The sequence below is a fragment of the Pseudoalteromonas sp. AS84 genome (assembly GCF_038900255.1).
Lineage (GTDB): Bacteria > Pseudomonadota > Gammaproteobacteria > Enterobacterales > Alteromonadaceae > Pseudoalteromonas.
The window spans coordinates 216,428-242,708 of the sequence record NZ_JBBMQY010000004.1; the positions used below are offsets into that span (position 1 = coordinate 216,428).

General features: G+C 37.4%; 21 protein-coding genes. 12 read left to right on the top strand and 9 right to left on the bottom strand.

Features of this window, described 5'->3' with window-relative positions:
• Positions 1-74 precede the first annotated feature (74 nt).
• Positions 75-1,655, bottom strand: a complete 1,581-nt coding sequence (gene murJ, locus WNY79_RS06740) for a murein biosynthesis integral membrane protein MurJ (protein WP_342875441.1) — start codon at positions 1,653-1,655, stop codon at positions 75-77.
• Positions 1,656-1,908: 253 nt separating this feature from the next.
• Here murJ and rpsT point away from each other — a divergent pair, with 253 nt between their 5' ends.
• On the top strand, positions 1,909-2,169 hold the full coding sequence (rpsT, locus tag WNY79_RS06745; protein ID WP_002958225.1) for a 30S ribosomal protein S20: 261 nt from the start codon (positions 1,909-1,911) through the stop codon (positions 2,167-2,169).
• Positions 2,170-2,244: 75 nt separating this feature from the next.
• Here rpsT and WNY79_RS06750 read toward each other — a convergent pair whose 3' ends face one another.
• Positions 2,245-2,628 carry a response regulator gene (locus WNY79_RS06750; protein ID WP_002958224.1) on the bottom strand — a complete coding sequence of 128 codons (384 nt, stop codon included), beginning with the start codon at positions 2,626-2,628 and terminating at the stop codon, positions 2,245-2,247.
• Positions 2,629-2,741: 113 nt separating this feature from the next.
• On the opposite strand from WNY79_RS06750, the gene WNY79_RS06755 reads away from it, so the two are divergent.
• Positions 2,742-3,185: a hypothetical protein gene (locus tag WNY79_RS06755; protein WP_170072081.1), complete on the top strand. Its 444-nt coding sequence runs from the start codon at positions 2,742-2,744 to the stop codon at positions 3,183-3,185.
• Positions 3,186-3,291: 106 nt separating this feature from the next.
• Positions 3,292-3,537 carry a hypothetical protein gene (locus WNY79_RS06760; protein ID WP_002958222.1) on the top strand — a complete coding sequence of 82 codons (246 nt, stop codon included), beginning with the start codon at positions 3,292-3,294 and terminating at the stop codon, positions 3,535-3,537.
• Between the two features lie 203 nt (positions 3,538-3,740).
• Here the strand turns inward: WNY79_RS06760 and WNY79_RS06765 are convergent, their stop codons facing one another.
• Both WNY79_RS06765 and WNY79_RS06770 read right to left on the bottom strand, forming a co-directional pair.
• The gene (locus tag WNY79_RS06765; RefSeq protein ID WP_171972335.1) at positions 3,741-3,887 is read right to left on the bottom strand and encodes a hypothetical protein; all 147 of its coding nucleotides are present in this window, start codon (positions 3,885-3,887) and stop codon (positions 3,741-3,743) included.
• Positions 3,888-3,983: 96 nt separating this feature from the next.
• Positions 3,984-4,904 carry a glyoxylate/hydroxypyruvate reductase A gene (locus WNY79_RS06770; RefSeq protein WP_342875442.1) on the bottom strand — a complete coding sequence of 307 codons (921 nt, stop codon included), beginning with the start codon at positions 4,902-4,904 and terminating at the stop codon, positions 3,984-3,986.
• A 129-nt stretch (positions 4,905-5,033) separates the two neighbouring features.
• On the opposite strand from WNY79_RS06770, the gene WNY79_RS06775 reads away from it, so the two are divergent.
• Positions 5,034-6,740: a lysophospholipid acyltransferase family protein gene (locus WNY79_RS06775; RefSeq protein ID WP_342875443.1), complete on the top strand. Its 1,707-nt coding sequence runs from the start codon at positions 5,034-5,036 to the stop codon at positions 6,738-6,740.
• A 46-nt stretch (positions 6,741-6,786) separates the two neighbouring features.
• Here the strand turns inward: WNY79_RS06775 and dapE are convergent, their stop codons facing one another.
• Complete coding sequence (gene dapE / locus WNY79_RS06780; RefSeq protein ID WP_342875444.1) at positions 6,787-7,971, bottom strand: succinyl-diaminopimelate desuccinylase; 1,185 nt, start codon at positions 7,969-7,971, stop codon at positions 6,787-6,789.
• Between the two features lie 263 nt (positions 7,972-8,234).
• Between dapE and WNY79_RS06785 the strand changes: the two genes are divergently transcribed.
• Positions 8,235-8,888 (top strand): OmpW family outer membrane protein, encoded by a 654-nt coding sequence (locus tag WNY79_RS06785; protein ID WP_342875445.1) that lies wholly within the window; start codon positions 8,235-8,237, stop codon positions 8,886-8,888.
• Between the two features lie 85 nt (positions 8,889-8,973).
• Here the strand turns inward: WNY79_RS06785 and WNY79_RS06790 are convergent, their stop codons facing one another.
• Positions 8,974-9,510 carry a thioesterase family protein gene (locus WNY79_RS06790; protein ID WP_024603739.1) on the bottom strand — a complete coding sequence of 179 codons (537 nt, stop codon included), beginning with the start codon at positions 9,508-9,510 and terminating at the stop codon, positions 8,974-8,976.
• Between the two features lie 105 nt (positions 9,511-9,615).
• Here WNY79_RS06790 and WNY79_RS06795 point away from each other — a divergent pair, with 105 nt between their 5' ends.
• Positions 9,616-10,110 (top strand): hypothetical protein, encoded by a 495-nt coding sequence (locus tag WNY79_RS06795; RefSeq protein ID WP_076925455.1) that lies wholly within the window; start codon positions 9,616-9,618, stop codon positions 10,108-10,110.
• A 28-nt stretch (positions 10,111-10,138) separates the two neighbouring features.
• On the opposite strand, the gene tyrR is transcribed toward WNY79_RS06795, so the two are convergent.
• From tyrR to bcsE, 3 genes are all read right to left on the bottom strand, one after another.
• A complete protein-coding gene (gene tyrR / locus WNY79_RS06800; protein WP_010555118.1) occupies positions 10,139-11,695 on the bottom strand; it encodes a transcriptional regulator TyrR in 1,557 nt (518 codons plus the stop codon).
• Between the two features lie 199 nt (positions 11,696-11,894).
• The gene (bcsG, locus tag WNY79_RS06805) at positions 11,895-13,475 is read right to left on the bottom strand and encodes a cellulose biosynthesis protein BcsG (RefSeq protein ID WP_342875446.1); all 1,581 of its coding nucleotides are present in this window, start codon (positions 13,473-13,475) and stop codon (positions 11,895-11,897) included.
• Positions 13,476-13,644: 169 nt separating this feature from the next.
• Positions 13,645-15,267, bottom strand: a complete 1,623-nt coding sequence (gene bcsE / locus WNY79_RS06810) for a cellulose biosynthesis protein BcsE (RefSeq protein WP_342875447.1) — start codon at positions 15,265-15,267, stop codon at positions 13,645-13,647.
• Positions 15,268-15,381: 114 nt separating this feature from the next.
• On the opposite strand from bcsE, the gene bcsR reads away from it, so the two are divergent.
• The 6 genes from bcsR to WNY79_RS06840 are packed head-to-tail and all read left to right on the top strand — an operon-like array spanning position 15,382 to position 26,158.
• Complete coding sequence (gene bcsR, locus WNY79_RS06815; RefSeq protein WP_170072212.1) at positions 15,382-15,561, top strand: BcsR/BcsP family cellulose biosynthesis protein; 180 nt, start codon at positions 15,382-15,384, stop codon at positions 15,559-15,561.
• 31 nt (positions 15,562-15,592) lie between these two features.
• Positions 15,593-16,309 (top strand): cellulose biosynthesis protein BcsQ, encoded by a 717-nt coding sequence (gene bcsQ / locus WNY79_RS06820; RefSeq protein WP_170072074.1) that lies wholly within the window; start codon positions 15,593-15,595, stop codon positions 16,307-16,309.
• 1 nt (position 16,310) lies between these two features.
• Entirely contained in the window at positions 16,311-18,980 is a 2,670-nt protein-coding gene (gene bcsA / locus WNY79_RS06825; protein ID WP_342875448.1) for a UDP-forming cellulose synthase catalytic subunit, read from the top strand.
• Positions 18,973-21,219 carry a cellulose biosynthesis cyclic di-GMP-binding regulatory protein BcsB gene (gene bcsB / locus WNY79_RS06830; protein WP_342875449.1) on the top strand — a complete coding sequence of 749 codons (2,247 nt, stop codon included), beginning with the start codon at positions 18,973-18,975 and terminating at the stop codon, positions 21,217-21,219. Before bcsA ends, bcsB begins: the two co-directional genes overlap by 8 nt.
• A complete protein-coding gene (gene bcsZ, locus WNY79_RS06835) occupies positions 21,219-22,349 on the top strand; it encodes a cellulose synthase complex periplasmic endoglucanase BcsZ (protein ID WP_170072072.1) in 1,131 nt (376 codons plus the stop codon). Before bcsB ends, bcsZ begins: the two co-directional genes overlap by 1 nt.
• A complete protein-coding gene (locus tag WNY79_RS06840) occupies positions 22,340-26,158 on the top strand; it encodes a cellulose synthase subunit BcsC-related outer membrane protein (RefSeq protein WP_342875450.1) in 3,819 nt (1,272 codons plus the stop codon). Before bcsZ ends, WNY79_RS06840 begins: the two co-directional genes overlap by 10 nt.
• The last annotated feature ends 123 nt before the right edge of the window (positions 26,159-26,281 follow it).

Consider the following 26,281-nt stretch of genomic DNA (forward strand, 5'->3'; position numbering starts at 1 on the left):
GCCTTGTTTAGCGAGTTATTAATTACGGCTAAAAGTTTATTAAAGCCGCAGAGTTGCCGATTATAATCTTTTTTTTAGTTTGATTCAGTAATTGCTACACTTTTTATCGTATTTAGTCTAACGCCCATCAAAAATAGCATTGCAAAGTAGCTAATACCTGCCAAAGCCACTAATACCATTAATAATATTACCTGCTGTGTAAAAGCCCATGTAGCCCAGTAATAGTAACTGCTCACAAACCATGTAACAGCTCCCATAACAATACTTGCAACAACACATTTTAGTGTAAAGCGCATACTCATTGATGAAAACTGATACACATTTTCTTTTTTAAGCTGCCTATACAGCAAAAATGCATTACAACTAGCCGATAGCGAAGTAGCGAGTGCTAAACCTAAATAACCAATGAAAGGAGCCAACATAATATTAAATACCATATTCAGTATTAAGGTGATAATACCAATACGCACCGGCGTTTTTGTGTCTTGACGAGCATAAAAGCCAGGAGCAAGTACTTTAATCAGCATAAAGCTTACAAGCCCTACTGAATATGCGACTACGCCTAAACTTACTGCTTTAACATGATCAACACTGTCTTCTTTAAACGCACCGTGGTCGAACAATACGGTGATAATAAGCGGGCTGATGATCATTAGACCTATCATTGCTGGTAGGCCTAAAAATATAACAAAACGCACCCCCCAGTCGAGGGTATGTTGAAAATCACTGCTTTTTTTACTGCTATGTAACTTAGAGAGCGCCGGTAAAATAACTGTCGCAATACCAATACCAAATAAGCCCAGCGGAAATTCAATTAAACGGTCTGAATAATAAAGCCATGCTATCGAGCCTGTCATCAGTAATGAAGCAATCATGGTATCAAGCAACAAATTAATTTGGCTAATAGATACGCCAAACAAAGCAGGGAGCATAAGTTTACGTACTTTTTTTACGTTTTCGTCTTGCCATGCCCAGCGCGGACGCGCCAACATTTTTGCACGGTATAAAAATGGAAGTTGAAACAATAGCTGTACAACGCCACCAATAAATACGCCAATTGCGAGAGAATAAGCCCCGACACTAAATTTATCATGTAAGAAAATTGCACATGTGATGATAGAAACATTGAGTAGAACTGGTGTAAATGCAGCAACAGCAAAGCGGTTATACACGTTCATTACCGCACCACTGAGCGCAACTAAGCTTACAAAAAACAAATATGGGAATGTAAATTTAAGTAATGAGCTTGCAAGTTCAAACTTTTCGGCATTAGGTCCGCCCTGCCACCAATCTATAAACCAACCAGTGCCAAACAATGCTGCAATAACGGGTGAAGCAACAACACCTATAATAGTGACAATCAGTAAAATGGTTCCTAATGTGCCTGCTGCTTGTGCCACAAAAAGCCTGACCTTGTCGTCGCCTTGCTGTTCTTTAATTTCACTCAGCACGGGTACAAATGCTTGTGCAAAGGCGCCTTCTGCAAATAAACGACGTAAAAAGTTAGGAATACGGTTAGCAAATAAAAAAACATCAGCCGCCGCACTTGCGCCTAATAAATTGGCAACGACTGCATCTCGAACGAGCCCTAAAATACGCGATATCATAGTCATACAACTAATAATCATACCGGAGCGAAATAAACCTTTTGACACCTTAAACCTACTCAAAAATCCTCAAGATAGGCGATTATGCCACAGTCTTTTTTATAAATCGCTTTAAAGCACTAGGCTGGGGGTCTGTGCTTTGTTACAATGTCGGTATTAACTGCTAAAGCGGCAAATTGATGCTCGTTATATGGTGCAGTTTTTCTTGGATTGTTAAATTTAAATTGACATCCATGATAGAAACAGGCATATTCCACGGCCTTTAATTTAAGCTTTATTTTAAGATTGTTAGGAGCAAACCTTGGCTAACATCAAGTCTGCAAAAAAACGCGCTATCACAAGCGAAAAAAACCGTCAGCACAACGCAAGCCGTCGTTCAATGATGCGCACTTACTTCAAAAAAGTAATTGTTGCTATTGAAGCGGGCGATAAAGAAGCTGCACAGCAAGCTTTTTCTGTTGCTACACCTATCCTAGACCGTTACGCAACTAAGGGTCTAATTCACAAAAACAAAGCAGCTCGTCATAAGAGCCGTATAGCAGCTAAGATTAAAGCTCTATAATTTGTTTTTGATAGAATATAAAAAACCGGCTTTTGCCGGTTTTTTTTTGTTTAAATTTTAAATGTACTTACTTTATTAGACATTTTCTAAATCTGGATAAAACTTCTTAAGCATTGCCGCTATTTTTTTAGGTGTAAATGGCTTTACTACAAACCCTTTAGCGCCTTTATCAATTGCATCCTTAACATTCTCAATACCTGAATGTGCAGATACCATAACCACATTTGTCTCTGGGCTTAATTCATTGATTTGTGCAATCAAATCTTTACCATCACCGTCTGGCAATTCAATGTCTAAAAAAATGATATTATAATTTGCAGCTTGGCACTCACTAATACATTGTGAGGCAGTAGATGCTTCCTTTACGTTATCTATCCCTAAGTGCATGAGCGTTTGGCTCAAAAAACTACGCACTGTGCTAACGTCATCTACAATTAAAATTGATAGCTGCGTATTCATCTTTATTCCTCGTAGGCTATAAGCTAACTTTAAGTTATCATAATAATTAGCTTAGTATATAAATTTACTCATTTAATTATAGAGACCTACGGAAAAAAGGCCAGATTTGCTTTATGTCTAAAACCCCAAATAAACAATCGTTGCTAGGTAAAGCACCGGCTAGAAAAAAAACAGCGCAAAAAAGAAAACCACAGCGTTCTACTCAGCGCCCTTCACCGGCAGAGTTAAATTCCAGTGCAAAGAATGATACAAGCCAAAAAACAACGCAAAAAAAAGGACTGTTTATATCACTCGCTGTCGTTGCTGTAATAATTTTAGCTTTTCCAAAACCTACCTTACTCACCTATAAAAAATTAGGGATGGTAAGTGAGAGTGTTTACTGGCCCGGATTCTTTGGCAAGGGGGCTACTTTAATTGATTCAAACCTACACCCCACCTATGATTCTAGCCGTGAGTCCCTTTATTTATGCAGTGACTTGCAGAAACCGCAGAGCTGCCAAAAGTATCAAGTAATTGCTGATAATGGTTTATTTTCAGCAATCGGTAGCTACTTTTAGCATTAAAAAAACTAATCTGAAAATTTAAAATTACTTGGTTGAAAGGTGCGCAAAAGATCAACATAATGGCGCTCCTTTTTTCAACAACTGAACTATTGAAACGACCATGCTAAACGAGCTAGATTGGCTTTTAAATACTACACTACTTGCACTAGGTTTAGGTGCATTCTTTATTAACCAGATAACACTGCTGCGCGTTGCCGCCATTAGTGCGTGTGGTTTATTATTCTTATCATTTAGCTTAGATCTTATGTCGTCGAGTGTTATTTCAAATATGAGTTTAGTGTTGATCAATACTTTTTACTTGTTTAAAGTTTATACATTTGGGCAGTTTAATGTAACCCAAAGTTAACAACTTTTCCCTAGAATATTTAATAGCCCAGCATTGCTGGGCTTTTTTATTAATAATTCAAAAATATTAAAAAGCACTTTGAACCAAGGTGAAAATTAGAACTTCAAGCGACACGCCAACACTACTGTGAAAGTAGTGCTAGTGGGCTGCAAAAAAAATGATGCGAAGAAGCACGAAAACTGAGGAATACATAGTAAGTAAAGTTAATCCGCTACTGTTAACTCGCTTTTGGTTTGTATTTTAGATGGATTATCTTCAGCGTTAGCCTGATTAAACCAAGCTGAAACACCTAGTATAATAATTGAAACAATAACTAGGCTTAATTTAACGCCACTTTGACTCGATTTCATAACACCCTCTTTATATTTTTATTAGTGAGAATACCTTTTACACTAATGAAAATTACAAATGTTAACAAGCTGTTTTTTAAACTAATTAGCTATCAGCTAATAACCTTTAGTTCTATCTACTGAATTATTGAGTGCTAAGCCCTTATTCAAACGTTCAATATTATCGGCTATTTGGTCTATAACACTATTTAAATCAGAAATCGCCGCGCAATGTGGTGTAAGCGTTATTTTGGGGCTCCCCCAGTAGGGGTGATTCGACGCTAAAGGTTCTTGATCAAATACGTCGAGTGTAGCTGCGCGTAAGCTATCGTTATTTAATGCACTTAGTAAGTCTTGTTCAACAACATGAGCACCACGTGCCACATTAATAACAACAGCATGTGAAGGTAGCTTAGCGAGCATTGAGTGATTAATAATGCCTGTCGTTGCTTGCGTAAGGGGTAATAGACATACAAGGTAGTCAACCTCAGGAAGCATACAATTAAGGCCTTCCTCGCCATAAAAAATTTCGACATTAGTTGCGCTTTTATTACTTTGCGCCCAAGCACTTACCTTAAAGCAATTATTTATAAGCTTTTGCGCGCATGCTTTACCTAATTCACCAAACCCAAGTATGCCGACATGTTTATTACTATGTGCCCGCTTTGGCTTCCATGTTTGCTGTGTTTGTTTAATGTAATACTCTTTTAAACGTAACTTTTGAGCTAGCACATGTGTCAGTACATATTCCGCCATATCTTCAGCTAGTTGATTGTCAACAATGCGGACTACTTCAACACTTTCGTCGAGTAATGTTAAATCGATACTATCTACGCCAGCACCAAATGACGACACAGCCTTTAAGTTAGGTAGCTGTGGCCACATAGATTCTGGCGCTTTCCACGCAAGTACAAAATCCACATCATGTGCGTTTTTGCAATCAGGCCATTGCTCTATCAGCGTATTTGGTAACCGCTCTTGTAACTTCGTCATTAGTTTTGTGTTGTCACGCCCAGTAATAGCAACTAATACAGACATAAATTCTCCTAACAATACACTGTTTATAAGTTTGCACTTTAAAAAGTCACACTACTGCAAAGTAACTGTCACACCCTTTTTTTAATCTTACATGTATGGCGAATTGGCCAAACGGAATATGAGGTTAATATGATAAGTGTTGATAAAGTAATTGCTGCAAACTTACCACAACTAGAGAACTCTCCTAAAGTAAAAGGTTTAGTAAAAAAAGGTCTAGGCTACTTATTGCATGAACAGGAGTTTGTTGCTTTTGGTGATGCCTACCCTCACCTACAAGGATTAGAATTTGTTGAACAAGTGCTTGATGAACTCAATTTTGATACCCGCTATAAACCTAAGCAGATAGAGCACATTCCTAACGAGGGTAAACTTGTTATCGTTGCAAATCACCCTATTGGTTCATTAGATGCTCTAGCACTTATTAAAGTACTTTCAACTGTAAGACAAGATTTAAAAGTAGTGGCAAACCGCATGTTGATGTCGGTTACCCCAATGCACTCACTTTTACTCCCCGTAGATAACTTATCAGGCATGAGCAATAAACAAGAGCTTAGTAATATACAAAACCATTTAAAAGACGAAGGTGCATTACTTATATTTCCGGCAGGAGAAGTATCGCGCTTAGGGCCAACAGGTATTAAAGACTGCAAATGGAATAGTGGTTTTTTACGCATGGCAAAAAAAGCTAACTGCCCTATCTTACCTATTTATATTAAAGCCAAAAATAGTCCACTTTTTTATGGCACATCAATGATTTACAAGCCGTTGGCAAGTTTGCTCTTAGTAACAGAAATGTTTAAGCAACGCCAAAAATCTTTAGAGTTTGAGATTGGTGCCTCTATCCCACCTGAATCTTACTTAATAGAAAACCTTAAAGATAAAGAAGTTGTAAACCTTATTCGTAAACAACTTTATAGGCTTACAACAAAAAAAGCCCTACCGCTAAAAACACAAACACCCATCGCTATTCCCGAGTGCCGCAAGGAGCTAAAAAAAGCAATTGAGCAATGCCAGCTACTTGGTAAAACACAAGACGGTATGCATATTCATCTATACCAGTATGTAGGTAGCTCACCTATTTTTAGAGAGTTAGGGCGCCTGAGAGAAATCGCGTTTAGAGCGGTAGGTGAAGGTAGCGGTAAACGTCGTGATATAGATAAATACGATATGGATTACCAGCACCTTGTACTGTGGGACCCCATGCAACTAGAGCTGGTAGGTGCTTATCGATTAGCCTGCGCACAAGAGATAATACAAAAGCACGGCCGCAAAGGTTTATATACTGATAGCTTATTTTCTTACACCGACGATATGGCCCCTTACCTACAACAAGGAATTGAGCTTGGTCGCAGCTTTGTGCAGCCTAAATATTGGGGACGTAAAAGCCTCGATTATTTATGGTATGGCATTGGCGCTTTTATCAAAAACTATCCACAGTACAGATACTTGTTTGGTGCTGTAAGTGTATCAAATGCTCTACCCGAGCAAGCAAAGGCCATGCTCGTTTATTATTATCAGCATTATTATAAAAGTGGCATTGAATTAGCTACGCCTAATAATGAGTTTAAGTTAACCGAGCTACAGCTAACCCAGTGTAATACTCTTTTTAGCGGCAATGACGTGAAAGAAGATTTTGTAGAGCTAAAACATGTACTAGCTAATATGGGTGCTCAAGTCCCTACTTTATTTAAACAATACACTGAACTTTGTAAACCCGGTGGAGTGCAATTTTTAAGCTTCAGTATTGATCCCGATTTCAATAATTGTATTGATGGATTAGTATTGGTCGATCTTGAAAATGTAAAAGAAAATAAAGCCAAACGTTATTTACAATAACCAATAAAAAGTGAGTCCTTATATCTATAAAGTACTCTATTTATATTTAATTATTAATAAATATTTGCTCAAGTAAAGTTGTATAAATAGCTTCAATTTTAAGTAAGTCACTAATAGATACATGTTCGTTAACTTGATGAATCGTATTGTTTCGTACACCACATTCAATCACTTGAGTATGGGGGCTGGCAAAAAATCGTCCATCTGATGTCCCTCCATCTGTACTTAGTAATGGGTGACTTGATGTGTTTTTATAAATAGCTTGCTCAATATGAGTAAGTAAACTCCATCCCGTATTATGGCTTGTGTAATAAGGCTCGCATGGGCGCTCCCACTCAATCGTAAAATGCTCAGCAAACTTGTTTAGGGTCTTCATTAATTGCGTTTTAACTGCTGTGCTACTGTAACCATGGCTATAACGTACATTAAATGTAATTTCACAATGACTTGGCACTAAATTATCGACCACATTATTTATGTTAATTCCAGTCACTTGCAGTGTGGTTTTTGAGCTAGCCACATCGAGTAACCAGATCTGATCACTCAAGCTATTTACTATTTTTGCAGCAATATGAGCAGCATTGAGTGTGTTTTGAGGATAAGCTACATGACCTGCCTTACCAGTAACTAAAATCCGAGCTGAAAGCGCACCACGACGGCCATTCTTAACCGTATCGCCAACTTGTGCCACACTTGATGGCTCCCCTACAATACAGCCATCTAATACAACACCTTGCTTGGCAAGCTTATTAACTATTTCTTGAGTGCCATACTCAGCCTCTCCCTCTTCATCTGACGTGATAAGCCAGTAAAGTGTCCCTGCTTTAGCTGATTTACTATCAATTAATTTTTTTGTAGCACTCAACATAGCAGCAACACCACCTTTCATATCGGCTGCCCCTCTACCGTATATTGCATCATTTAGCACTCGCCCTTCAAAAGGAGGACTTAGCCAACCGCTACTTGTTGCTGGTACTACATCAATGTGCCCTGAAAAAGCAACACATGGGCCTTCTTTGAATTTTATGCAGGCAATTAAATTAGTTACACCATTTATAGTAAATTGCTCGCAACTTAAACCTAAATCCACCAATTTATCTGCAAGCCAATCAATTGCACCCGCTTGATTAGGGGTTACTGATTCAAAGCGAATTAGTGTTTGTAAGTGCTTTACAACTTCTTTTTGAATATCCGTTGTTTTTGATTTTTTTTCAAATGCTTCTAAAAACATGGTAAACACACTTTATTATTTAATGTGCCTTTATTAAAACGTGAGTTTATGACTAAGCGATGTCAGCCTTAATACATTCATATGACTGTTAATGAAATATATATGTCAATCGTTACAAAGACAGAACGACACTAAAATTAATCTAAATCAATAAAACAATTCACAAGGTTAAAATATTTTTTAAACTTTGATCTAGAACAGGTTTTCATTTTTATTGCTCGGTAATAATAGCGCCAATTAAACAGTAGTTCTTGGAGAACAACATGAAAACCCAAATTAGCATCGCATTATTAACCTCTTTATTAGCAATCTCTCCAGCTGCACACGCTAACTTTAGCGTAAATGTTGGCGCTATTAACGTAAATCCAGATAATAGTAGCTCAGCAATTAATGAGGCGCCGACACTGGGCCTTAAGGGTGATTCAGATACCCAACTAGGTATCACAGTAGATTATGCTTTTAACGATCAATGGGTGTTGGAACTGATAGCAGCAACACCGTTTTCACACGATGTGAATGGTGCCGGAGGCTTAGCTGGCAACAAAATTGCTGATATAAAACAACTTCCACCGTCTTTAGTTGCGCAATATCACTTTTTAGATACCAGCTATGCGCTAAGACCTTTTATAGGCGTAGGCATAAACTACACTGCATTTTTTGATGAGCAACCTTCTCAAGCACTTAAAGCGACGCTGGAAACAGATGATGTAGAAGTAAAGCTAGATGATTCGTTTGGCTTTATGGCTCAGGTAGGTGCGAACTATAAAATTGATAAAAACTGGGGTTTACACGCTATGGTATCAATTATGGATATCGATACCGATGCCACTGTTTATGCAAATGGTGCAAAAGCACTTACATCAACTGTTGAGCTTGACCCCGTTGTTGCTATGTTCGGTGTTAGATACAGCTTTTAAAGCATATATAAAATAGTACGTAGTTACCCAATTACAATGTGTGTTAAAAGGCCGAAAGGCCTTTTTTTCATTTGTAGAGTATTAATTACCTTGGTAAGTTACTTAACTTTTTCTGCTCTAGCATTTCTTTCCAGTGCATTACTTCACTTGGCAATATAGGTGTTTGCCCATCAAAACCAGCAACCTCAAGCATTTCTTCAATACTTATAATACCCTTTTTACTTTTAAATACACCGCGTACATAAGCAATAGCATGTAGGCCTCGTTCTGAATGAAACTTTTGCTCAATATAAAAGTATTTATGATCCCAGCCCACTAACTTGGTGCTTATTGTATATCGCTGCATAGGTTTAATATCGCGGATATAAGTTATGGCCGTTGCGTTAACAATGGGAAACCAACGACGCTTCATTATTTGCTTTAATAAGCCAACCCGTTCTGTCATCCAAGTACGAGATAAGTCCATCATCGCAAGGTAACGTGAGTTCGTTAAATGTAAATTAATGTCGCAATCAGTAGGTAAAGCTTTGTAATCAATATCTACCGTATCAAGTAAATTTTGATATTGCTTGTTACGTTTAATTTTAAAAAACAATAATAAAAGACGAATATATAAGTTCACAAAAAAGGTCTTACCAGTTAAATTTATTCGAGTGTAGCATAGCCTCTTGCGAAGACGAATATTCTACTTTAATCTTAAATCATTATTATAATAAAAAGATAACTCATGAAATCAAAACGAAAAATTATCACTGCGCTAGCTTTATTAATACCTAGTTATAGTGCGTTTGCCGACTTTTCATTACCAGGTAAAGGCTCTATTACTTACCCTACCGGTGTAGTTAAAGAGTTTAAATTTGGTTTTGAATGGCAACAAAAAGCTGAAAAATTCATTATTGGCTCTAAAAGTTACAATATGGAGCAGATCCCTAGTTCTTATTCAGTTGCTATAACGCTTTCAAAAGATGACAGCCAAGTATGGGTGCAAGAATTTAATAATGGGTTTATTAAAGAATTTGAATGGCAAATTGGCGAACATAGGGTCACTTTAAAAAAGCAGCAATTTAGCGACCCCGTAAAAGGCGATTATGTTATTGAACTTAATGGCCGTAGCTATTTTTTCACTCGTAATAACGCCAGTATTGTAATGAACTTTAATGAAGAAGGTATTGAGACGATTGCAATTGATGGGGTTACAAAAAATATGGGGACTAAAAATTAGTCCCCATATTTTAATGTCTTTATGTTAATTACACTTTTACTGTTTTTCGGTTAATACCGTAATCACGTAATTTGTTAGCTACGGCGGTGTGACTTAGGCCCAATCGCTTAGCTAACTGGCGTGAGCTTGGATAAGCTGGGTAGAGTTTACGAAGTAAGGTCGCTTCAAAACGTTTAACCGCTTGATCTAACGAACCTTCAAAATCAGACTCTAAATACCCTAAATCGTGAGTAAAAGTGGGTAGCTGTAAATGCTCTACGCGAAGCTCGCTATCATCTAGTAACGACACTGCACGGTAAATTGCATTTTCAAGCTGGCGAACATTTCCTGGCCACGGATACTCTTGTAAAAAGCTCAAACACTCTTGTGATAAAACAGGAATTGCATGACCATTTTGTTGCGCATATTTTTGAATAAAATGCTCTGCAAGTGGTCCTACATCTGCTTTTCTATCTCTTAGTGGCGCTATTTCTAAAGTAAGCACGTTTATACGGTAATATAAGTCTTCTCTAAAAACCCCTTCTTGTACCATTGCAGGTAAGTCTTTTTGAGTAGCAGCAACAATACGTACATTTACTTTAACTTCGTTCTCATCGCCTACTTTTCTAAACGTACCATCTTGTAAAAAACGCAGTAACTTAGTTTGTAGTTGAGTCGACATTTCGCCAACTTCATCTAAAAATACAGTTCCACCATCGGCTTGCTCTAATACACCGCGCTTTGGCGCTGCATTTTCTTCGTACCCGGCATAACCAAATAATTCAGATTCAGCAACATCATCAGGAAGAGAAGCACACGACAGAGCAATAAAAGGTTTAACTGAACGATTAGATGCGTAATGGCACGCTCTAGCTAATAACTCTTTACCTGTTCCTGTTTCACCAGTAATCAAAATAGGGGCTTCTAGTTGCGCCATTTTTCGGGCTTCGCGCACAACTCGGCGCATTGCCGTACTAAAGTTATGAATAGTGGCAAAGCTTTCTTGCCCGTAACGTCTAAACGCACTGACTTGCTGCCCTAAGCGACTTTGCGATTTAATATTAATAACCGCACCAGCAAGTACATCACCTTCACTACCTTGAGGAACTGCAATTGGCAAAATGTCTGCAATAAAATCCTCACCAGCAACTTCAACTCGTGTGGTTTGTCCGAGTACTTCTTTACCTTCTAACCAGCGTGTAAAGTTAAAGCCTTTAAGCAGGTTATTAATATTTGCACCAATCACGTCTTTTTCAATTAGCTGTAAGTCTTTACATGCTGCATCATTACATAAACGTACCCACCCTTTGGCATCAATAGAGATAACACCATCAGGCAATGCACGTAGTAAAGTATTTAATTCGTTGTGTTCACGCTCAGATGGTAAAAATGCAGTGGTACGCACATCATGTACACCGTCGATTAAACGTATCGATGGCATAATTTTTTGGAATTGTTCAAATTCAATTTCGGGAAAACTAACGTACATACGACAATTTACAGAATCGACCTCAATTCCTTTTAAATCAACGCTGTAGTTAACTAATATATTAAGGATTTCTTGAGCAATACCAATTCGATCAGCACAGTGAATATCTAGACGCATACATCCTCAAAGAAGGAAAAACTATATTAGCCGAATAATACGCTAAGTCGCTTTGAGAAGGTAGTTTATTGTAAACATTTTTGGACAAAACAGCTTTAAAGCCAAAGGGTGGGATTGTAATTAAACGAAGAAAAACAGCACTGATATTTATATTTATATTTAACTATACCAGTGCTGTTTATTAATTCTTATTATGAGACTACTTACCTTGTGGGTAAGCTGACCAATCACCACCATCTAATTGTATAAATGGTCGTTGATTAACGTACATCATTATTGTGCCTTCATTTTCAGCAACTTTAGGTGCTTTAGGTAGGTTTTCAAGTAAATTAGCAACACTATTATTCCCACCAAACACATCAGTTTGCAGCGCCTTACTTACCAGCTCTGAAAGCGCAAAGTAACTTGTTGAATCATCAACCACAATTTGCGAGTAGTTTTGTACGTCTGGGCCTATAAATTTAATCGCTACAGGTACAGACACAATTGCAGGACTAGGGATTTCACGTAACCCTGCAAATTGTACTTTATCACCTTTTAAGTTAGCGCCGTGTTCAGGCACTATCATTAACATAACGTTGCGACCACGCTTTTCTAATTTTTTTACAAATTGGTTAATATCAGCAAACAAGTTTTTATGTCTGATTGGGTATGTCTCTTTACTATTCACCCTTGGTTGATTCTCTAGCTGATTACCGTCATGTAAACTTGTGGTGTTGTAGTACATCGCACACGGCTTACAATCATCAGCTTGCTCTAACCAACCATCCAGCACAGCTTCATCTGAGTAAATAGGGCTATTATCAAAACCTCGAAGCGCCACTGGCATTGAATCAATATTAAATGGTGGGCTATCTAAGCCTCCGTACTTATTTATTAAGCCTTTAAACTCATCAAAATGTCCATCGTGATTCATCACAACATTATTTTCATAACCTAGTTTCTCTAGGTTTTTAAATAAGTGACATTGTTCAGGTGCCTCTTTAAATAATGCTGTTTGACTAGTTTGCCCACAACTGGCGCGCAGTAACCTTACCGCAGCCGGCCCGCTGTATGATGTAGCCGAGTTAAAGTCTGAAAACACTACATCAAAATCTTTATACATGTCAGTAACACTTACACCAATGGCATTTAAATCAGCAACAGCCATTGAGCATATGTTCAAAATGATAACATCAAACAGTTCACCATTTACCTGGCTTGGAAAGTGACTCATTAATAAGCTTTGTTGTTGATAAAAATCAGCTAGTTTTTGATCAGGAGATTGTGATGCCTGAGTGATCACTTGTGTTTGGGGATTACTTTGATTTTGTGTAACCGGCTCAGGATTAGCGACATTATTAACGAATTGTGTTTGAGAGTTATCTCCTTGCCATCCTACAACTAAAAGCCCAACAATAGTGACTGTTGTAAAACGTATCCATTGCGATGTGTACCAAAAACACACACTAATTACGAACAAAGCTAATAACATATCAATATTAATAACACGGCTTAATAACTCAATAAAGTAACCAAAACTAAAATCTTGAACGTTACCCGCTTGTTTAGTCAACCTGTTTATTGGCGGCAACCATGAGTCTTGGTAAAGTAATACAACTGCAAATACACCACCTAATAGATGTTTAACTTTTTCTATTAATGGTTTTTTAAATTTAATCGCAAGCAATGCAGCAAAAGCCGCATTGGTAAGTACGTTAAAATCAATTGCACCGTAATAAAACAGAGCAAACTTAACTAAAAAATAAAGGTTCCAAACCCCTAAACCTGATAATTTCACTTCTTATCCTTTTTTACTGTATTTGGTGTATAAGGCTCTAGTACTTCATGTTTAAAAGTAAGCTTATAATAATATTTTGTTATTTGAGATAAAATGTATTTGCCTAGTATACAAAGCACCGCACCAAGCACCATAGCAAGAAACACGGTAATTAGAAGCTGATTCATACTCATAAGTTATCTCTTAATTTCATTATAAAAGGCTTAGCATCTGGGCGGCTTTTGCTAGAAAATTCAGGTGTGTTAATATTTTCAGTAACGCTGTTTGCTATATCAGGTGCAAATTTATAGCTATCATTCTCGGCAAGTTTTTGTGAGAAATCTACAACACTCTTACCTTTATAAAAACGCCTTAATTGTTTACATTCTTGCTGGATGTAAAAATGATCAGAAATTACATTTTGCTGTACAAAAAAATCGCTTGTTTTTAATTTAAACAAATGCTTAATCGCATTATCAACGTCATTCTCTCTACAAGCATGCAAATATAAATAAACTGTATTATCTGCAATACTAAATACATCACCTTCGCGTTTAATATGAAATAAATGCAAAGGGTGTATTGGGTCAATTCTTGGCAGTAGTTCTAACTTAACTAGCACACCACTTACGCCTAAGTTGACAGCTGAATCACTATGAACTTCTACTTGTTTTGTAAACTCAATGAAAGGTAGGTAACCTTTCGAAAAAGTGTTCTCGGTGTATTTTAAAACATCTTCAACAGAGGGAGGTAAAGGTCTTGAAAACTGAAAACCTTGAATAGATTGAATTTGTGAGAGCAACCTAGAAGGCTCTGAAAAGCTATACAAGATAAGGTTTACACCCAAGGTTAAAAATAAACACTCATCTTGATGGCGAATAACACCATCTACATTTTGAATAACAAGTTTTAACCAGCGTCCACAGTTTTTTCTGAGCTCAAAACATTGCTTACCTAACTGTGCTAAATCTGTGTAGCGCGTAACTGCAAAAATTAATGTGGCTGCTTCTACTTTTGGACCTTTATTAAATAGGTCATTATTATCTTTCACACTTTTATAGTGCATTGGTAATTTAGTACCTTCAGGTACAGCACTTTTCACGAGCCAAACGTCGTCTTCATCGGAAAAGTCTGAACTTTTAGGTGCTTTGCTCTCGCTTATTATTCCCTTTTGAACAACAAACTGATTATTACTTAATAATAACGGGTAATGTTCACCAGCAATAACGCCCGTGCTATGGCGCCAATAATCATATTCAAGAACTCGCATTGCAGAATCATTATCAACAAAAACCAGTCCATCAAATACATTATTTAATCGTCTAATTAAAAAGCGGTAATTAGCAATATCAGGCCCAGATATTAAAAATAGTAATGTAGCCCCAGTACGACGGACAAAATCGTTGTACTCATTCATCATCAGTTTTAAGCTTTTTTCGCCAACACTGTTTAACTGTGTTGTATTAAAATGAACAAAAATAAGCGCTTCGTTTAGACGTTTATAAGCACTTATCTCTTTTATAATACCTGAATTGATTCGCTCAATTGAATAGTGTTGTGTTTCTGGGGACAACGAAAAAGGATGTACTCGATTATGTTCATAAGCATAATTTAACGATGCAGAAAAAGAGGAATCAAAAAATGATTCAGCCTCTTGAGAAACTATATATATATCATTAGCCAAACTTTGGTTAATTGAATGTAACGCTAATTCGATTGCAAAATTGTCTAAAGGGGCTAAAACAGCATAACTTGAAGCCGATTTTAACTCTTTTGCAGCAGGCTCTAATCCCGTTATGTTAAAGTTATGCACTTAAAATGCCCTATAAAAAATACTTTTTTACTAGTTTTAACCGTTATTCTATATATAATAGCCAAATATTGTCCACTTTTAATCAAAATAATTAAAGTAACTGTAAAGGTAATGATGAATAGCTTAACGTCTAAAAACTCACAAACGTTAACATCGAGTGACATAGAAAACCTTGCGCTGCGCTTCGGTGGTAAGAGTGATGACTACATAGAAATTGTAAACAAACAGCAAAATAATAATACAATTAATAAGTATGCATTACTTAAAGAAATAAACAACGAACTAAATACGTAAGCTAGTTCAATTAACGATAGGTAAACACCCGTTGCAAAGAGTTTTCATTAAAGGTATCAAAGGCGGTTTAGGCAGTACCTCTGTGGTTGCAAACCTAGCGTGCGTGCTAAAAAAATCTGACGTTGATGTTATTGCTATCGACCTAGATGCAAAAAGCGACTTAGGTTTACATTTTGGTTTGCCGTGGAAATACACCAAAGGCTGGAGTAATGAAGCTAGTTTTGAAGATGCTCTTGCGCATTTTCACCAAGATAACGATGGCATTATATTTTTACCATTTGGTGATAGCGATGACACCAGCATCGATAAAATTACTAAAATAGTCAATAAATGCAAAAATCTAAATTATAGCGATGAAGCTTGGATACTTTTTGATTGCCCTTCACATATTAATCTTTCTTACTACCCATTAGAAAAAAACGATATTGTTATTGAACTAGTGAATTGTGACGCCATTTGTCACAGCTTAATTTATAGACGCCTGCAAAACCTTAAGAATTCAGATACAACTTGGAAGCATTATTTTTTAGTTAACCGCTATAACTCCGCATCAACGCTAGAGTTTGACTTATTTTCCCTATGGCAATCAACGCTTCCGCTTATGGCTCCGTTTTTTATCAACAGTGACGAAGTAATCAAAGAGTCAACCGCATACAGAAATGTAGCACTTAATTGCGCGCCTTATAGTGTCGCAAACGATGATTTTGAAACGCTAGCCGGTTGGCTAGTTAGTAAAGCGAACTTATAAAATGAGTATTACACTATTTTATCAGCGCCCTATTCACAGCACTTTATACGTGCTGCTGAGCATTTTATTTACTGATAAGTTAGTTCGGTATATTTTATTTAAGTTTCATAGCTACTTTAATCAACATAAAGTAAATGTAATTGAAGCTTTCTTAATGCCTTTTATTACACTTTTAAGCTCGCTATTTATAAATATTAAACAGCATAAAATCAGCTTTGAGTTTACCCTTTATGACTACTACCCTCATTTAAGGTTGCCTTACCGGACTTATATTTACTCAAATATATTACGCTTTGTTATACAAAGTATTTTTTTAGTGTTTTTTAAAAACCAGCTTAAACCGAGCTCTGTAAAAGAAGATGCAGTTAATTATTTTTACGATGGCGTTAGCTATCTTTTAAGGCAATTGCGTTGGTTTGATTTAAAGTTAGGTAAATTATTAAAGCGCCTATTATCAAAAAACACGAAAGGCCCTAAAAAGAGTGCTTTTAAAGCAATGGCTGATGCACGTGTATGGCAAAATAAATTAGTTAAGTATGTAATTCTCGCGTTTATTTTATTTTTACTAGCAATATTCATTACAATTCCTTTTAGTTTGGAAGCTCAAGCCGTTTTTATAAGCTTTATTTTATTAGTTGCGTATGCACTTAAGCGAGTAAAAGGCCAAATGGCAACTATTGTTATGATAACCCTGTCAGTAACTACGTCTTCTCGTTACTTATGGTGGCGCTACACTGAGACTTTAAATTGGGACGATCCACTAGCACTCGCACTAGGTGCAGGCTTATTACTTGCTGAAACTTATGCCTGGCTTGTACTTATTTTAGGCTTTTTCCAAACAGTTAATCCACTTGAGCGAAAACCAGTCCCTTTACCTAAAGACACTGACTTGTGGCCAACTGTTGATGTATATATCCCAACTTATAACGAGCCGTTAAGCGTTGTAAGGCCGACTACTTTAGCTGCTCTGAGCATCGATTGGCCTGCGGACAAGTTAAATGTTTATATATTAGATGATGGAAAGCGCCCTGAGTTTAAAGATTTTGCTGCCGAGATTGGAGTGGGTTATTTAGCACGTGCGGATAACAATCATGCTAAAGCTGGTAATATGAATAGCGCTATGCGTTATACCGATGGCGAATATATCGCAATTTTTGATTGTGACCACGTCCCTGCTCGCTCATTTTTACAAATGACAATGGGGCAGTTTTTAAAAGACAGTAAAGTGTGTTTAGTGCAAACACCTCATCACTTTTTCTCAGCCGATCCATTTGAGCGAAATCTTAACAACCACAGCCAAATCCCTAATGAGAACATGCTTTTTTATGGACTGATTCAAGACGGCAACGACATGTGGGATGCAACCTTCTTTTGTGGTTCTTGCGCTGTATTAAAACGAGCAGCACTTGATGATATTGGCGGCTTTGCGTTTGAAACAGTAACGGAAGATGCTCACACAGCACTTCGTATGCAGCGTGCTGGTTATAAAACAGCTTATATAAACATTCCACAAGCAGCAGGCCTTGCCACCGACAGTTTGTCAGCGCATATAGGTCAACGTATCCGCTGGGCGCGTGGTATGGCGCAAATATTTAGACTTGATAACCCATTAATGGGCAAAGGTTTAAGCATTCCTCAACGATTATGCTATATAAACGCAATGCTGCACTTCCTTTCGGGTATTCCTCGTATTGTATTTTTAACAGCACCTTTAGCGCTAATATATTTTAATGCATACATAATTTATGCCCCATTTATAGCTATTTTTATCTATGTAGTGCCAACACTAATTCAAATAAAAGCGACTAACTCACGCATTCAAGGCAAGTATCGTTATTCCTTCTGGGGTGAAGTCTATGAGTCAGTACTTGCTTGGTACATATTAAAACCCACTACCGTTGCTTTATTTAATCCTAATAAAGGTAAATTTAACGTAACCGAAAAAGGTGGTTTAAATGATGAAGAACATTACGATTGGGGCATTTCTAAACCGTATTTAATTCTCTTACTTATTAACTTACTTGGAATAATAGTGGGTGTATTACGTCTGTTTTTAGGTGATTCAAGCCAGATTGGTGTACTTATAATAAGTATGGGTTGGGCTTTTTATAATATTATTATTTTAGGTGCTGCTGTTGCAGTTGCTGCTGAAGCACGCCAAGTGAGGCACTCGCATCGTATTAAGGCAAACTTTCCTGCCGGCGTTCGGTTAGCAAATGGTCATACTTTAAAAGTAAAAATAACAGATTATTCAGATAACGGTGTAGGTATAGAGACTGAACACGCACATTTATGTCGCGTTAACGATAAAATTGAATTATTAATGAGCCGCGGTAACAAGCAATTTTCGTTTACAACGTATGTATGTAATACCCGTAAAAAACAAATTGGCCTTACACTTAAAGATTTATCTCTCGAAAAGCAAAGAGCTTTTATACAATGTACTTTCTCCAGAGCAGATGCTTGGCTAGATTGGCAAAATAACTTTAGACATGACCGTCCATCGTATAGCTTCAAAGAAGTGCAAAAAACCAGTTTACGGGGCTTTAGTAATTTACTATTTCATGCTCCAAGAGCGTTACAACCTATAATTAAGTTTATGACTAATACTGTCATTTACATAAATTCATTTACTCCAAAAAAACCGATAGTGCATAATAATTATGATTAAAAAGTTACTTAATACATTTCTAACATTGTTACTTATTAGTAGCGCATATCAAGTGCTCGCTATCGAGCCTATGCACGACAAAACTATGTTTATAAATGGCTACCCTGAGAGCGCTCAGGTCTCTAGTTTACGTCTTAGCTTTGAAAAGTTAGGGTTCAACGACTATAAACTCGACGGCGTGAATAATAATTCTCGAGTCGATTTCACAAATAGAATTGATAAATTAAGCACTAATCTAAAGCTTAACTTTTCGTACACCAACTCACCTTCATTGCTGGCTAATGTATCGCATTTAAAAGTTTATTTTAACGATAACTTAGTTACTGTTTTACCTATTAATGAGCAATTAAGTATTGTAAAAAATACGGTAAGTCATAGCCTAGACCTAAATGCTAAATACATTCAAGACTACAACCAAATTCGCTTTGAACTAGTTGGCTACTACGACTTACGATGCCAAGATTACTTTAGCCGCTCAATTTGGACTGAAATAAACAAATCTAGCCATATTACGCTTGATCAAAAACAGTTAGCAATTGATAGCCGTCTTGAGTATTTACCAGAACCATTTTTTGATACTAAAGATTACAATAAACTAAACTTACCTTTTGTATTTGCAAGCACACCTAATACGCAAGCTATAGAAGCCGCGGCAACTTTATCGAGTTGGTTTGGCGCTCAAGCTGATTGGCGTGGCGCTAACTTTCCTGTAACCGTAAATAAAACACCAGAACAACATAGTGTGGTGTTTATTACTAATGACTCAAAACCTGATTTTTTAAAAGATTATCCTGATGTCGAAAAACCTACAGTTGAGCTAATTTCAAGCCCAATCCACAGATACAATAAAATGTTGTTAATTTTAGGTCGTGATGAAAAAGATTTAAAAACAGCGGTCACTGGTTTGGTATTTGGTCATAAAATTATGACAGGCAGAAGTGCAAGCATCGAAGCAATTAATAAGCTACCTCTGCGTAAAGCATACGATGCCCCGCGATGGCTTAGAAACGATCGTCCAGTCCACTTTGACGAGCTTATTGACTACCCAACTCAGTTACAAGCTGAAGGTCTTAACAACGGCCCTATAAAACTAAATGTCCGTTTTGCACCTGATTTATTCACTTGGCGTGAAAAAGGGATCCCGATAACTTTGCAATACCGTAATACTCCTGAGAGCGAAACCTTAAATTCGCGTTTAAATATGCTAATAAACCAAGAATTTATAAGTGGTTTCTTACTTGATAAAAAAGATACATCGTTAACAACCGCTAAAACGTTGCTGCCTTTAATTGCTAATACAGACACAACACAAAGCGCAGAAGATTTTTCATTGGAAGGTATTAATCTTGCCAATCGCAATGAACTAAACTTTGATTTTAGGTTTGCAGTACTTAAGAAAGGCGAATGTGCCGTTGCTCCCCCTGGCGGCGAATACGGTGTAATTGATGGAAATTCTAATATTGATGTAAGTGGGTTTGACCATTACATGGCTTTACCTGATTTAAATGTATTTGCAAATAGCGGGTTCCCATTTACAAAGTATGCAGATTTACAGCAAACTTTAGTGTTAATAGACGAAGTTCCATCACCAAAAGCACTTTCTGTATTATTTAACCTAACAGGTCATTTTGGCGCTATTACAGGATACCCAGCTCATAGAATAAGCGTTGCTCATTTAAATGAAGATGCAAACTTAGATGACAAAGACATCTTAGTTATCGCAAAACCTAATAGTATTGCTAATAACTTAGATGAAGATGCACAAACTAATATCCTCCTTGATAACAATCAGCGTGCTATAAAACAAGCTATATACAATGGTGCATATGATGAACAAACTACAGATAAAGTAGAAGTAAGTATAAAAAGTAGCGGGGATATGGCCGTTATCACTGGCTTTCAATCACCGTTTGATTCAGAGCGTTCAATTGTATCGCTTAGTGCAACATCACAAAAAGCCTTTACTCTGCTTGATGATGCGTTAATGAGTTCAGAAGCGCTTGCACAAATTAAAGGCAGTGCGGCGGTTATAAACTCCCAAGGTATTAAAACTATTAAAACTGATGAGCAATATTTTGTTGGTCATATTCCAGTGCATACACTAATTTGGTTCCATTTGTCGGATCACCCATTTGTGCTGGCGCTATTGTCTATTTTAACACTACTGCTGATCTCATTTATAATATGGCGATTACTGCAAGCATTAACATACAAGCGCTTAGCTGAAGGAGATAAGTAATGAAGTCACTCATTAATGTATTTTTTACCGTGATTGCATTATTTACTTTTAATGCCAATGCACAAGTAGAGCAGTGCCAGCCATGGGATGCATGGCAAACATTTAAAAATAATTTTATAAGCAAAGATGGCCGCGTTATTGATTTGGGGAGTGAGCAAAATATCACAACCTCTGAAGGCCAATCTTATGCGTTATTTTTTGCTGTTGTAGCAAACGACAAAGCAATGTTTGACCTAGTGCTTGATTGGACACAAGAGCATTTATCAGAAGGTGATTTAAGCACTCGTTTACCGGCATGGCAATGGGGTGTTAACAATCAAAATATTGGCGGAATTTTAGACTCAAACCCAGCGTCTGATTCTGACTTATGGATAGCATACAGCTTATCGCAAGCAGCTATTCTTTGGGATGACCGCCGCTACAGTATATTAGCAGCCGTACTCGCACAACGAATAATGCGTGAAGAAACCGCCTATATCTCGGGTCTAGGTTTATCATTACTACCCGCTCCTACTGGTTTTGAATTTGATAATGAGCGTTTTAAGTTAAATCCGAGCTACTCGCCACTATTTATTTATCAGCAGTTTAAAAAGCTCTACCCACACTCGCCTTGGCATCAACTGCACGAAGGCTCAGCAAAGTTAATTTTAGATACAGCAAAACAAGGCGTTAGCCCTGATTGGGTAATGTTTGATGCAAATAACGGCTTTTACTACGATAAAAAAACAACTGACTTAGGCAGTTATAACGCCATCAGAGTATATTTATGGGCAAGCATGATGGCAGACAACGCGCCTTATAAAAAAGAGCTATTAGCGCAATTTAGCCCTTTTATAGAAACAATTAATAAACGTGGTTACGTGCCTTTAAATACTTATGCTAAATCAGGGAAATCTGAAAAAAGAGGTCCTCTAGGCTTTAATTCAGCTTTATTACCTTTACTAGCAACTAATAACGACAACTCTACAGTAATGGCAATTCAGCAAAAGCTAATGATTGATAAATCATTTACCCAGACTCGTTATTACGACAGCGTACTTAACTTGTTTGGTGCAAGTGCTTTAAATAAACGTTTTTCAATTACAGCAGATGGGACGCTACAACCGGTATGGAGCACTGAATGCCGTTAAGGTTTGCCCTAGCTTGCACATTAGCGCTTAGCTCTGGATTAAGCGCTAACACAGTCAACGATATTGATACGCAATCTGTTGATTGGTTACTAAGCCAAATAGGTATTGGTGAAGCACAGCAAAATAAAAAACTAGTTGAAGATAGCTTACGAAAGCTAGTCGCTATTGCCCCTGCCCGAATAGAAACACAGTGCGCGGTAGCGCGTTATGATTTTGCTAATGGCGAATCAGTAAAAGCCAACCAGTTATTAAGTAAAATAGATAATGGGCTTACCGAACAGGCTCCGTGCGTTGAAAAGCTAAAAGTACTTTCTCGTACTGAAGGCAAAGATAAATCTTCAATTCAACAAGCTAAATTATTGGCTCGTGCGGGTCGTTATGAACAAGCTCGCGAAATCTATAATAAGATTTTTAAAAATGTCTACCCAACACTAGATTACGAGCTTGAACATTTAAGCTGGTATGGACAAGATAGCTCCCAATGGGAGAGTGTAAAAAAAGGCTATGATAGATTAGCTCAAAACTATCCAAGTATTGCGCAAGTAGAAGTCGCTTATGCGCGTCACTTACTTAGGCGTAATCTGACAGATAAAAAAGCGATTGATATTTTAAGTAAATATGGTGCAGGGCCTACTTTTATCAATGAAGTAGAATACATCTGGCTTAGTGCTTTACTAGAAATGCCCTTAACGGATGAAACAGTCAAGCAGTATCAGCGCTATTTCACGCTTTATCCCTTTAGTAGCAAAGGTGAATTGCAGTACCAAGATTTTCTAAAAGATTATAAAAAACGCCAAACACTCCTTGCCGACCCTGCTTATCAATTTTGGGTAAAAGGTGATAAATTACTTGAGAAAAATAAGCTAGCTGCTGCAGAGCCTCTGCTTTTAAAAGCTTTAAGAGGCCGTCCGCAAGACGGCGCTATAATGCGAAGCCTTGGCACACTCTATTTACGCCTCGGTCAAAATCAAAAATCGTATCAATACTTTACGCGTGCGCAAAAATACACAACTGAGTTCGCTGAGCGTGAAACACTACAAGAATTAGCAAAAACAGCTAAGCTTTGGCTTTATATACGCGAAGCTAAAAATGCCATTAATAATAAAGAATTTAAAACGGCTAAGCTTAAGCTTGATTTAGCTGCCACCTTAGAACAAGAAACTAATACAGTAATATATAACAAAGGCTTATTACAATTTGCTCAAGGTCAATATTCACAAGCCGCACTTACATATCAAATTGTTTTAAAAAGCGAGCCGCTTAATAGCAGTGCTTTAATAGGCCTACTTGAAATAGCTGAATTAGAGCAGAATGAAAAAGCCCTAACCTCTTTTTATAACAGCTTATCGTTTAATCAAAAGAAACTAATTAAAGAACCTTATTCTGTATCTTTAAGCAGTCAGTACCGCGCAAAGGCAGAGGCGTTAACGCAATCTGGAGATTTAGAGCAAGCTGAAAAAGTATTAAAAAATGCAATTGAAATAGCGCCAGAACAGCCTTGGTTATACTACGATTTAGCCTTTATATATCAACAAAAAGGTCTGACAGAAGAGGCCCGCGCTTTATTTAATAATGTACTGTGGCAATTTCCGTTAAACCCACAGATTCGTTATAGCCACGCGCTTTTTTTACGCTCCCTTGATGACTATCAAGGTGCTATTAAAACATTGCAGTACATTCCATTTAAATCCAGAGATAAAGATATTATTGCGCTTGAACAGCAACTGCAACTCAATGAGTCTTTGACACAAAGTGAGCGCCATCTAGACGCTAAAAATAAAGCCACTGCGATTTATCATTTAAGTAGCTTAGAAGCACAGAACTTAACACCCGCTATGCAGGCAGAGTTATCGCGAAGTTGGTATAGAATTAATGAAAAAAAACACGCTATAAAACTTATAAACAAAGCACTGGAAGCTGAGCCTTCTCTTTCTGCTTATTGGCATACACTTTATGGTGAGTGGCTTTTAGAGCAAGGTGATGAAAATAAAACGAAGCAATGGTTTGAAAAGTACGTATTACCAGAGAGCGCAACTGAAAACGAAACAACTCAATATGTACAGCTACAAAATAGCTATATTACTCAGTATTACAATGGTAGTGATTTAATCGCTAAGCTTAACCAGCTGGATCAAAAATATAAAAATACTCCAGCAACAACTACTGCCCTTATTAATGCAAATTTAGCACTTGAACAGCGCGAAGCGGCCGTTATTTTGTATCAGCAAAAAGTACAAAATAAACAAACCATAGAGCCTCAAGCACTACTCGCTATTGCTAATGCATACATAGAACTTGGGGACGACTTTCAAGCAAAAGAAGTTACGCAAAAAGCGATTACGCAAACCACATCGCAAGAAGGTTATTTGCAACGCCAAATCATGTCATCTCTCAATGAGTTTAATTACTCAGGGGATGCACTTTACTTAGCTAAGCAACTTGTTGAAAAGTCACCCAACGATCAAGAACTACGTTATTTAGGCGCTCAAGTAGCCAGCAAATTCAACGAAACCGAACAAGCACAATCTTGGTACGCGCAAACCCTATTTCCTAATCGTACATTAAATGAAAAAGAGCTTTACGGAGCGCTTTCAAAAATAGATGAAAACGATGAATGGTATGTAAACGGTGCTAAAAGAGAGCTAATAAACGAGCAAAACAAAAACCAAGCATACATTGCTATTGGTGTTAACTTTAGTGGGCAAACAAGCACCGAAAGCGAAGCAACACTTGGTGCGGGCTTAGTCCCGATTGAGGCTTACTTTCCGCTTTGGCAAGGCCAAGGGTTTATTAAAGTAGACCCGACTACTATTAGCGCACAAACAACGCGCTTTGATGAGCAATTTGCTGGCAGCCGCTATGGACAAGGTGCACTGTGTATTTTTACCTGTTCAATCAATGAAGTAACACCACAGGAAAGTGGTGTAGATGTAGGTATTGGTTGGCAAAATGAAAACTGGCGTGTTGATGTAGGTACAACTCCACTTGGCTTTTTAATTGAAGATATTGTATGGGGTGTAAATTACGCAGACAGTTTTGGTGATTTTGGATACAGCCTAGAACTTGAAAAACGCCCAGTTACAAGCTCGGTACTTTCTTATGCAGGTCTTAAAGATGTAAAAACAGGTGAAGTTTGGGGTGGTGTACGCTCTACAGGCCTAACGGCTAATGTATCACACGACTTAGGCGGAAAATGGGGTTTTTGGTCAAGCGCCGACTTTACCCTATATAAAGGCCAAAATGTAAAAGACAACCAACGCTATCGTATGATGGGCGGTACTTATTACCGTGTAATTAGCAATCAAGAGCGTGAATTCACCGCAGGCGCTAGCTTATTACATTGGGCATACAAGTATAATTTAAGTGAAGAAACATGGGGTCATGGTGGTTATTACAGCCCACAAAACTATGTAGGTTTATCTGTGCCACTCACTTATGACGCGCGTTGGGGCGATGATTTTGTTTATCGATTAAAAACCGGTGTTTCGTACTCGCAAACAAAAACTCAATCTATTGATTTCTTCCCTAATGATGGCGATTTGCAAATAGCTGCATATGATAGAGAGTCAATAACAGGTGTTGATCCTGTATTTGAAGGTGAAACAAGTTCTGGTGTTTCATATAATCTTGAAGGTAGTTTTGAGTATAGAATAACGCCGAATTGGTTCTTTGGTGGTTACTTAGCCATCGATCGTTCTGACTTTTACGAACCAAATTTTGGCCAGCTTTATATACGTTACTACTTTAATCCTGTGTACGGAACACTTGAGTTTCCAGGCACCCCTATTGTTCCTTATGCTGAGTTTTAACTTGGCATAAGGTGATACACCGCGAACACTTCCCCTAGCACTAAGGTATATGTATACTTGAGCGCAATTGTAACTAGGATAAGGGTGTGTCTCTTACCTTGTGGTGTTACTGCCATATAGCAA

Excerpts from the sequence above, each read along its gene's own strand:
- WNY79_RS06750 (WP_002958224.1), bottom strand. The coding sequence starts at position 2,628 with ATGAATACGCAGCTATCAATTTTAATTGTAGATGACGTTAGCACAGTG.
- WNY79_RS06755 (WP_170072081.1), top strand. The coding sequence starts at position 2,742 with ATGTCTAAAACCCCAAATAAACAATCGTTGCTAGGTAAAGCACCGGCT.
- WNY79_RS06760 (WP_002958222.1), top strand. The coding sequence starts at position 3,292 with ATGCTAAACGAGCTAGATTGGCTTTTAAATACTACACTACTTGCACTA.
- WNY79_RS06765 (WP_171972335.1), bottom strand. The coding sequence starts at position 3,887 with ATGAAATCGAGTCAAAGTGGCGTTAAATTAAGCCTAGTTATTGTTTCA.
- WNY79_RS06770 (WP_342875442.1), bottom strand. The coding sequence starts at position 4,904 with ATGTCTGTATTAGTTGCTATTACTGGGCGTGACAACACAAAACTAATG.
- WNY79_RS06775 (WP_342875443.1), top strand. The coding sequence starts at position 5,034 with ATGATAAGTGTTGATAAAGTAATTGCTGCAAACTTACCACAACTAGAG.
- dapE (WP_342875444.1), bottom strand. The coding sequence starts at position 7,971 with ATGTTTTTAGAAGCATTTGAAAAAAAATCAAAAACAACGGATATTCAA.
- WNY79_RS06785 (WP_342875445.1), top strand. The coding sequence starts at position 8,235 with ATGAAAACCCAAATTAGCATCGCATTATTAACCTCTTTATTAGCAATC.
- WNY79_RS06795 (WP_076925455.1), top strand. The coding sequence starts at position 9,616 with ATGAAATCAAAACGAAAAATTATCACTGCGCTAGCTTTATTAATACCT.
- tyrR (WP_010555118.1), bottom strand. The coding sequence starts at position 11,695 with ATGCGTCTAGATATTCACTGTGCTGATCGAATTGGTATTGCTCAAGAA.
- bcsR (WP_170072212.1), top strand. The coding sequence starts at position 15,382 with ATGAATAGCTTAACGTCTAAAAACTCACAAACGTTAACATCGAGTGAC.
- bcsA (WP_342875448.1), top strand. The coding sequence starts at position 16,311 with ATGAGTATTACACTATTTTATCAGCGCCCTATTCACAGCACTTTATAC.
- bcsB (WP_342875449.1), top strand. The coding sequence starts at position 18,973 with ATGATTAAAAAGTTACTTAATACATTTCTAACATTGTTACTTATTAGT.
- bcsZ (WP_170072072.1), top strand. The coding sequence starts at position 21,219 with ATGAAGTCACTCATTAATGTATTTTTTACCGTGATTGCATTATTTACT.
- WNY79_RS06840 (WP_342875450.1), top strand. The coding sequence starts at position 22,340 with ATGCCGTTAAGGTTTGCCCTAGCTTGCACATTAGCGCTTAGCTCTGGA.